1 pseudogene is annotated in these 234 nt (G+C 63.7%); it reads left to right on the plus strand.

The window, feature by feature from the left end:
* Positions 1-234, plus strand: a pseudogene (locus AC0L2P_RS32515) (SfnB family sulfur acquisition oxidoreductase); the annotation flags it as partial.

Consider the following 234-nt stretch of genomic DNA (forward strand, 5'->3'; position numbering starts at 1 on the left):
TTCCCCAGAACCATATCGGCGTCGTGGCAGCGATCCGCACCACGTCGCCGCCCGAACAACAGGCTCTGCTCTTCGATCGTGTGCTGGCCGGCGAAAGCTTCGGCAACGCCTTTTCCGAGTTCGGGACGAAGCGCGCGGCCGATTTCGCGACACGCTTTCAGGAGGATGGCGATCACGTCGTCGTCACCGGCCGCAAATTCTATGCGACGGGCGCACTGCTCGCCCATCTGGTGC

The sequence above is a fragment of the Mesorhizobium sp. WSM4836 genome (assembly GCF_055811815.1).